This is a genomic window from Pedobacter miscanthi (genome assembly GCF_032678605.1).
In the GTDB taxonomy this organism is placed as follows: Bacteria; Bacteroidota; Bacteroidia; order Sphingobacteriales; family Sphingobacteriaceae; genus Pedobacter; species Pedobacter miscanthi_A.
In genome coordinates, this window is the sequence record NZ_JAVTSU010000005.1 from 366,724 (window position 1) to 374,746 (window position 8,023).

General features: G+C 38.3%; 9 protein-coding genes. 6 read left to right on the plus strand and 3 right to left on the minus strand.

What is annotated here, in order from left to right:
* The first annotated feature begins 6 nt into the window (after positions 1-6).
* Both R2R28_RS10355 and R2R28_RS10360 read left to right on the plus strand, forming a co-directional pair.
* On the plus strand, positions 7-2,199 hold the full coding sequence (locus R2R28_RS10355) for a catalase (protein WP_316825608.1): 2,193 nt from the start codon (positions 7-9) through the stop codon (positions 2,197-2,199).
* A 63-nt stretch (positions 2,200-2,262) separates the two neighbouring features.
* Complete coding sequence (locus tag R2R28_RS10360; protein WP_316825609.1) at positions 2,263-2,868, plus strand: hypothetical protein; 606 nt, start codon at positions 2,263-2,265, stop codon at positions 2,866-2,868.
* Here R2R28_RS10360 and R2R28_RS10365 read toward each other — a convergent pair.
* The gene (locus R2R28_RS10365) at positions 2,865-3,353 is read right to left on the minus strand and encodes an ankyrin repeat domain-containing protein (RefSeq protein WP_316825610.1); all 489 of its coding nucleotides are present in this window, start codon (positions 3,351-3,353) and stop codon (positions 2,865-2,867) included. The two genes, R2R28_RS10360 and R2R28_RS10365, sit on opposite strands and share 4 nt — an antisense overlap.
* A 316-nt stretch (positions 3,354-3,669) precedes the next feature.
* Between R2R28_RS10365 and R2R28_RS10370 the strand changes: the two genes are divergently transcribed.
* The 3 genes from R2R28_RS10370 to R2R28_RS10380 all read left to right on the plus strand — a co-directional run bounded on the left by R2R28_RS10370 (position 3,670) and on the right by R2R28_RS10380 (position 5,219).
* Positions 3,670-4,131, plus strand: a complete 462-nt coding sequence (locus R2R28_RS10370) for a PA2169 family four-helix-bundle protein (RefSeq protein ID WP_316825611.1) — start codon at positions 3,670-3,672, stop codon at positions 4,129-4,131.
* Between the two features lie 226 nt (positions 4,132-4,357).
* On the plus strand, positions 4,358-4,738 hold the full coding sequence (locus R2R28_RS10375; protein ID WP_316825612.1) for a LytR/AlgR family response regulator transcription factor: 381 nt from the start codon (positions 4,358-4,360) through the stop codon (positions 4,736-4,738).
* A 13-nt stretch (positions 4,739-4,751) separates the two neighbouring features.
* Positions 4,752-5,219: a hypothetical protein gene (locus tag R2R28_RS10380; RefSeq protein WP_316825613.1), complete on the plus strand. Its 468-nt coding sequence runs from the start codon at positions 4,752-4,754 to the stop codon at positions 5,217-5,219.
* Between the two features lie 11 nt (positions 5,220-5,230).
* Here the strand turns inward: R2R28_RS10380 and R2R28_RS10385 are convergent, their stop codons facing one another.
* A complete protein-coding gene (locus tag R2R28_RS10385; protein ID WP_316825614.1) occupies positions 5,231-5,884 on the minus strand; it encodes a histidine kinase in 654 nt (217 codons plus the stop codon).
* 556 nt (positions 5,885-6,440) lie between these two features.
* Between R2R28_RS10385 and R2R28_RS10390 the strand changes: the two genes are divergently transcribed.
* Positions 6,441-6,593: a hypothetical protein gene (locus R2R28_RS10390; RefSeq protein WP_316825615.1), complete on the plus strand. Its 153-nt coding sequence runs from the start codon at positions 6,441-6,443 to the stop codon at positions 6,591-6,593.
* Positions 6,594-6,607: 14 nt separating this feature from the next.
* Here the strand turns inward: R2R28_RS10390 and R2R28_RS10395 are convergent, their stop codons facing one another.
* Positions 6,608-7,333 (minus strand): LytTR family DNA-binding domain-containing protein, encoded by a 726-nt coding sequence (locus tag R2R28_RS10395; RefSeq protein ID WP_316825616.1) that lies wholly within the window; start codon positions 7,331-7,333, stop codon positions 6,608-6,610.
* Positions 7,334-8,023: the final 690 nt, after the last annotated feature.

Here is an 8,023-nt window from a genome sequence, read left to right on the forward strand (position 1 = left end):
ATAAAAATGGCTAAGAAAACATCAGATCAAAAAAAAGCACTGCAACAGCAGGAAAACGAAAAGACCAGAAAACTCGAATCGTTTATAGCCGATGCCAGCGGTGAATTGATGACCACCAACCATGGGCTAAAAATTAACGACGATCAAAACTCTTTAAAAGCAGGTGAAAGAGGGGCAACCTTACTGGAAGATTTTATGCTCCGGGAAAAAATCACCCACTTCGATCACGAGCGCATACCCGAGAGGATTGTGCATGCCAGGGGCTCTGCAGCACATGGTGTTTTTAAAGTGTACGAACATATGTCTGAATTGACGCGTGCCGCGTTTCTTTGTGATCCCGGCGCCGAAACCCCTGTTTTTGTGCGCTTCTCTACCGTTGCCGGTTCTCGCGGATCAACCGATTTAGCCCGGGATGTACGCGGTTTTGCTGTGAAATTTTATACCCGGGAAGGTAACTTCGATCTGGTTGGTAACAATATGCCCGTATTCTTTATTCAGGATGCACTTAAATTTCCTGATCTGATCCATGCTGTAAAACCCGAACCAGATAATGAAATGCCGCAGGCAGCTTCTGCACACGATACCTTTTGGGATTTTATTTCGCAAATGCCAGAATCAGCGCACATGGTGATGTGGGCGATGAGCGATAGGGCTTTGCCCAGAAGTTACCGCATGATGGAAGGTTTCGGTGTACATACTTTTAGGTTCGTAAATGCCAGGGGCGAAGCAAATTTTGTTAAGTTCCACTGGAAACCTCTTCTTGGCGTACACGCAGTAGCATGGGATGAAGCGCAGAATATTTCAGGTAAAGATCCTGATTTTCACCGCCGCGATTTATGGGATGCCATTGAGGCTGGCGCCTTCCCTGAATGGGAACTTGGTGTACAGGTTGTTCCGGAAGCAGATGAATTTAAATTCGAATTTGATCTTTTGGATCCAACTAAATTGATTCCCGAAGAACTGGTTCCGGTGCAGCGGATCGGCAAAATGACACTGAACCGTAATCCTGATAACTTTTTTGCCGAAACCGAGCAGGTTGCTTTCCATGTAGGACATGTGGTTCCTGGCATTGATTTTACCAACGATCCTTTATTACAGGGAAGGTTATTCTCTTATACCGATACGCAGTTAATCCGTTTAGGCGGACCGAATTTTCATGAAATTCCGATTAACCGTCCGGTGGTTCCTGTACACAACAACCAGCGTGATGGTTATATGCGCCAAACCATAAACAGGGGTAAAACCAGTTATGGCCCAAATGCGATTGCGAATAACGATCCACAACAGGTTAAAGCTGCTGATGGTGGTTTTAACAGTTATAACGAACGCATTGATGCAAAGAAAATAAGGGCCAGAAGCAAAAGCTTTTTCGACCATTTTTCGCAGGCCAGGTTATTTTTTAATAGTCAGAGCGAAGCTGAGAAAAACCACATTATTGACGCCTTAAGCTTTGAGCTTGGTAAAGTTAAAACCCTGGCCATTAGAGAACGGATGCTTGCTGTTCTGGTACAGATAGATAAAAAACTTGCTGCCGAAGTAGCCTTTGCCCTTGGTCTGCACATTCCAAAAATCCCGTTGGAAGATTTGAACAACAGTATTCCTGCAGATGGAGATCGGGCTGATTATGCTTCCTTAAATCCTGAAGGCAGTTTGGCAAAATCAGAGGCTTTAAGCATGGCCGGCACAATAAAAGACAATATTAAAACCAGAAAAGTTGCCATATTGGCTGCCGATGGCGTAGATGGAGCATCACTAAGTAAAGTTAAAGATGCGCTGATTGCCGAAGGAGCAGTGGTACACATTATAGCGCCTAAACTGGGGCATATCATTTCGAAAGAAGATCAGCAGATTATACCCGATGAAAGCTTTTTAACCGCTGCATCCGTGCTTTACGATGCCGTTTATGTACCCAGTGGCGGCAATTCAGTAGCTACCTTAGAGGCTGAAGCCAATGCGGTCCACTTTTTAAACGAAGCTTTTAAACACTGTAAAGCCATTGCAGCACATGAAGAAGCGCTACAGGTATTGGAATCGACCTATTTTTTTAAAAAATTACCTGCAGAATATTCAGAAGAAACAGTTTTGCGGGAAGGTGTATTGGTAAGCAAAGATTTAAAAGCGCTTACGGCTACATTTATCAAAATGATTGCGCAGCATCGTTTTTGGGATAGGGAAAATCCAAGAAAAATCCCTGCTTAATTATTGTTAACCATAAAATGATCAGCGGGGCTAATCTTCCGCTGATCTAATCTCAAATATATTATGGAAAATCAACCTGATCAAAATATCATTCCCAAACAATATACCGGCACCAGTATGGATGCTTTGGAGGAGCGATTTTGTTCATCCATTGAAGAAGCTACAGCACTTTTTAACCGCACTGCAACTAAACTTTTATCAATAAACGATTGGGACAAATACGCAGGAATGTCTAACTTTCAGCTGATGGACGCTTGGGGCATTAAGGTTGAAAGAACTGCTGAAGAAGGAGATTTTATCCGGATCGATATCCCGGGGCCTGGTACTCGCGCAGGGAGGGGTTACGACTGGGTACGTATCCAGGAAATAAAAAATATTGAGGATGGCGAATACCAGATTTTAACCATAACCGTCAGGCCATGTGCGCATCCACTCGAAAAAGATGATAAAACGGCACATTTTTTAAAAGATACTGCAACATCAACCTTTGTAGTTAAAAGAAATGGCTTACACATCACTGCTGAAGAACACGGACGAAATGAGTTACCCAATACCGAAACTGGAAGTTTGTACGATAAGGGAAGAAACTTCGTAGTAGGCATGGCTGCAAAACTTGGGCTATCATACCCTCAGTGGAAAAGGCTGGTTAAAGGCTTGTTACAGGATTAAGTATCCTGAATATGTGCCTGTAACATTTCAATACCAACTTCATTTCCTTGCAAGGCGGCCAGCTCTACAGCACGCTTTCCGGTATGATCTATAAGGGTAGGATCTGCACCATGTTCAAGTAATAGCCTTAAAACTTCATTCCTGCCAAACATGGCTGCAAACATCAAAGCTGTTCCACCATTTCCGTGCTGAAGATTTAAACTGGCCCCGTTTTCGATCAGCAATTTTGCAATATTGGTGTAACCTTTAAAACTGGCACCCATTAATGCCGTATTCCCGCCAAAATCTGCGGCATCAATTGCTGCGCCTCCATCAATTAAAATTTTGGCAGCCTCTGCCTGGTTATTGTAACAGGCAATAATTAAGGGCGTATAACCTTTATCATCACGGTGGTTTAAATCCACTTTTCTGTTAATCAGTTCCTTTATAACTTCCAGTTCGCCAAGTCGGGCGGCGGGTATAATCAGTTCGTTTATGTTATCCATGTTTCCTATAACCTATATTACGGCTTAAAGTTTTAAGAACTGTATTTAATACATTTGAAAATTTTATTATTTTTTTTAAAACAAATTTAATTCACCTGCGTTTAGTATGTAGTTTGTTTGGTTAGTTTTATCGGTGGATGCTTATAAAACATCATATATAGCCTCATAGTAATATGGGGCTTTCTCTTTTTCAGGCTTTTTTACCAATAATTCTGGTCATAATTCCACTCCACATAATTTTAAACAAATGTTGTAAGATAATCTAAACTATTCTGCCCAAAGCACTGTTCTTCTTATAAATTATCTACAATATATTATGGAAAATCAAGAAAAAACAGTAGAGGTATTAAACGACCTGATTCAGATTAATAACGATAGAGCAGATGGCTTTGATAAAGCTGGCGCAGATTTAAAGGATGAAAACATAGACTTAAAAGCAACTTTCGATAAATTTTCTTCTGACAGTAGGGCTAATGTAACCGAACTGGCCGGGTTAGTTGGCAGAAATGGCGAAAATCCTGATACAGGAAATACCATTTTAGGAAGTTTACACCGTGCCTGGATTGATATCAAAGCGAGTTTTGGTGGCGATGACAGACATAGCATCCTGGCAGAATGCGAACGTGGCGAAGATGCCATTAAAAAAGCTTACCGTGATGCACTTCAGGAAAACGAATTAGGAGAAAATATTAGAGAAGTGTTATTAAAACAGCAGGCAGGTATCAATACCAGTCACGATGCGATTAAAGCATTGAGAGATGCACACGCTGCATTATAAGACCGATAAATAAAAAAAAGCCGTTCTGATGTAAAAATCAGAACGGCTTTTTTTTGCTCAAAATTAGCTGCTTTTGAGCCTGGAATGTCAATTTTTACAGCATTTTAGAATTGCGAACCCGCATTAAAAATACATACACTACCGTACTTTTACCTTTTTTCGTTTAAGCTATTGGAAATTATAGAGATTTTAACAACATTTGTATAGTCTACTTTAATCTACAAATATGTATTACAACTGTTCGATAGTTGATGATGAACAGCATGCCATCGATGCGCTGAATGATTACATCAATGAAATTGATTTTCTCAAAGTGGCCAGTACCTTCAATAACCCACTCGATGCCTTAAAAATAATAGGCAAAGGTGATAAAATAGATTTTCTGTTTTTAGATATCGACATGGATGGTATGGCCGGTACTGAACTTTCTAAACATTTAAGGGAAAAGGCAAGATTTGTAATTTATGCTTCTTCAAATCTCGAGCATGAAGTGAGGACAATAGATCCAAGTTTTGAATGCTACCTGGGTAAACCAATATCGATGAAACGTTTTGCCAACACCATCGAAACATTGGTGAGGCTTAATAATCTTCCAATAAAAAACTGATACTAAAACGCTCATGATAGAACTTACTTACCTTTTTAGCCGCGAATTTACTAAAGATCAACCTTATCAGTTAATGCAGGCCAGTATGGAAGATCCATGGCTTGTATTGGCAGGAAGTGATGTAATGGGGATTATTGATGAAGTTCATGGAAAGTGGCTTCAGATTGTAGGTGAAGGGATACCACAGGAAGCCGTTGAAGAAATGGGCGCGTTAATCAAAAAACAACAGTTTAGTTGGTTGCCGCCGCTCATCAGCAAACAATGGCCGGATTATGTAATGGAGGTTATTGTGAAAAGTAAAAACCGGTACGAAGTAATTTGTCATGCCGATGCCTGCATTAAATTATTTAAACAACGGTTTACACCAGGCATCCATGCTTTAGCCAGGAGGGAAGAAGAAATTGTGTTTAAAGTATCATCCTTTAATACTTCCAATTCATACGAAGTAACCAAACTACCGGCAGTGGACAGGTTCGTTTAAAACTCATTTGATTAATCGAGAATTGTTTGCAACTGATTTGGAAAAGCAGCCTCTAAGGCCTTTTCTTCAATCGCTATACTCAAAGTGTAAAAACCTTCATCATCAATAAAACCTTTCATCTCTGCCTGATGGCCATAGGTATAATCCAACCTGGTTCTGATATTATCAAGTCCCGAGCCGAAGCCAACCTCGCTTTTTACCAAACCAGGTAAATTCCGGCTTTCTATTTTTAGGGTTTCACCATCCATATAAATATCAATGGTGGCCTTATTGTCCTGATCGAAAAGATTACCGTGTTTAAACATGTTTTCCAAAATGGTTAATAATACCAACGGAATGAGTTTAATGCCAAGTACATCGGGCGAAAAAGCCAGTTCAATAAAAATCTGACCTTGTGTAAGCTGATGTAGCTTAATGAGGTTTTGGCACTGGGTAATTTCTTCACTGATTTTGATATAACCTTCATGGTGTTCCGTAGTCGCTGCAAAACGCATCATATCCGAAAGGTATACCATCACCTGTGCATCTTCCGGCGAATGTTGCCTGATTTTTTGATGGATAAACTCAAAAGTATTAAAAAGCAAATGAGGGTTAATTTGTGCTTTTAAAAAGGCATTTTTTGACATTAAAAGTTCTTTATCTGTTCTCTCCTTATCCAAAAGCATTTGGAACCGCTGTTTTTCGATTCGCTCCTTTTCAGCCCTTTCGTTTAGATAACGCCTTAAGAAAAAGTATCCTGTTGAAAAAAGCATAAAATATGATCCTCTGTAGAGAAGCTTAAATATTCTAACAGTAAGTGTTGGAAGTGTGCCGGTTAGTATATTTGTATATGTAAGAAGTAGGTGGTCAAGTCCAAAAATTAGCCCCACATATAGAGAGATTTCAACTAAAACTATAGCAAGGATTTTCCATAATGAATGATTTGGGAAAGTAGTTATCTTTTCTAAAAGCCAGGTATGTGCATAAAATAAAAAGATATTAAATGCATAGTGTATAACATAATTACTAAAGGTTCCAACTGATCCTGCGAAGGCAAATACCATAATTGTTTCCCAAAATATAAATACAACCCATGAAATAAGGTGTATTTTATATTTCGACAGCCAATTTTTTAATGAGCTTTTGCTCTGGTTTAAACTATCCATAAAGACTTCTTTACTATATATGTAATCAATAATGTTACAGGACTCTGACACTTCTAGCTTTCATAAAAAAAATAATATGAGAGCGAAGAAAATCATTAAAAGAACATTGTTTATTTTTAAAAAAAATACCTATCAAGATATTAAATCGGACCCTACTACCTCTGATCCTACGGGTACAGGAACTACTTCACTTACTGGAATTTCCGATTTAACGGGCTGTAAATATTAACTAATCAGCAGCTGCTATTTTTTGCGGCTGCTGATAATTAATTTATCGGTAAAAAATTCCCTAAAATCGTTATTATAAATATCTCCTACTGTAAAACTCGTCTGGTTCGAAAGTGTAATCCTGGCTCCATCAATATGCTGGATATGTTCAATCGCAATAATGTAAGCCCTGTGCAACTGTATAAATCCTTTTTTAATGCTTAATTGTTCTTTTACATCTTTTAAACTCAGATAAGCAATAATCACCTTCTCTTTTGTATGGATTTTGATATAGTTATGAAAACTTTCAAAAGCAATAATATCAGCATACCTTACCAATACAGCCTTATGCTCTTCCGATTTATTTTTGACAAGAAAATAAGTTTCTTCATCTCCGCTTTCCATCTCTTCTCCAAAAAGCCTGTTTAGCGTAAGGGCAAACTTTGCATAACCATAAGGTTTTAATAAGTAGGCATCGGCATCAGCCTCAAAGGCCTGAAATGCATATTCCTGATGTGAAGTTGTAAATATTAGCTTTCTGGTTTTCGAACGAACAGCCTTGGCAAGTTCTAAACCAGATATTTGCGGCATTTGTACATCCATAAAAATAACATCAACCATATCAAGCTTTTTTAATTCCATCAACGCAGTTAATGGATCTGTATAACTCGCTACCAACCTCATGTTTGGTGTATCTTCAATATATTTTTCCAGCCCTGTTATCGAACTTTGCTGGTCATCTATGGCTATACACTTAATCATCTCCTAATCTTTCTTTAGCATACATAACGAAATTACGCCTTTTCATAACGAAAACAGAACGGTTCATACGTATTTGTATCGGGTTTTTATTTTATTGGCTAAATTAATGTAAAAATGTGTATTATGAAACATACAGGAATGATTAAATAATTTAATGTTAAAATTGTTTATGGTAATAATCAACAGTTGAAAGATTTACACAAAACACCGTTTTAATCTTGAAAAGGATGTTTAAGTACCAGTTGAGGTCTGTTTTAATGCTTCAACGCCAATATAGATGAACGAATAAGGGACGATTAACCCGTAAATTCAACCATTCATAACGAAATTGCACCGATCTGTGTAACCCTGTTCTTAAATACATAACTAAGTGCGATATTCGTGACAGGTTAACGATAAAGGCTAATTTAAGCAGGCCTGATAACCTTTGTTAAGCATACTTAACATAACCCGATTTAATCGACATCTACCTATCTATACCTAAATTAATTCTCTTTCCTATCTAAAATGACGCTCTCATTTTAGATTTGGATATTTACCGGATTTTCTATTTCGGCTAAACGTTTATTAAGCTTGGTGATGCCTGGCGATTTTCTTAAATTCGTTAAGACTAAAATCATCTAAATAATAAGTTATGACTTTCAAAAATCTGATACTTTTGCTTAGCACGGTATCAACAGCACTCATTGG

Coding starts and splice junctions, on each gene's coding strand:
- R2R28_RS10375 (WP_316825612.1), top strand. CDS start 4,358: ATGTATTACAACTGTTCGATAGTTGATGATGAACAGCATGCCATCGAT.
- R2R28_RS10395 (WP_316825616.1), bottom strand. CDS start 7,333: ATGATTAAGTGTATAGCCATAGATGACCAGCAAAGTTCGATAACAGGG.
- R2R28_RS10385 (WP_316825614.1), bottom strand. CDS start 5,884: ATGCTTTTGGATAAGGAGAGAACAGATAAAGAACTTTTAATGTCAAAA.
- R2R28_RS10370 (WP_316825611.1), top strand. CDS start 3,670: ATGGAAAATCAAGAAAAAACAGTAGAGGTATTAAACGACCTGATTCAG.
- R2R28_RS10390 (WP_316825615.1), top strand. CDS start 6,441: ATGAGAGCGAAGAAAATCATTAAAAGAACATTGTTTATTTTTAAAAAA.
- R2R28_RS10355 (WP_316825608.1), top strand. CDS start 7: ATGGCTAAGAAAACATCAGATCAAAAAAAAGCACTGCAACAGCAGGAA.
- R2R28_RS10380 (WP_316825613.1), top strand. CDS start 4,752: ATGATAGAACTTACTTACCTTTTTAGCCGCGAATTTACTAAAGATCAA.
- R2R28_RS10365 (WP_316825610.1), bottom strand. CDS start 3,353: ATGGATAACATAAACGAACTGATTATACCCGCCGCCCGACTTGGCGAA.
- R2R28_RS10360 (WP_316825609.1), top strand. CDS start 2,263: ATGGAAAATCAACCTGATCAAAATATCATTCCCAAACAATATACCGGC.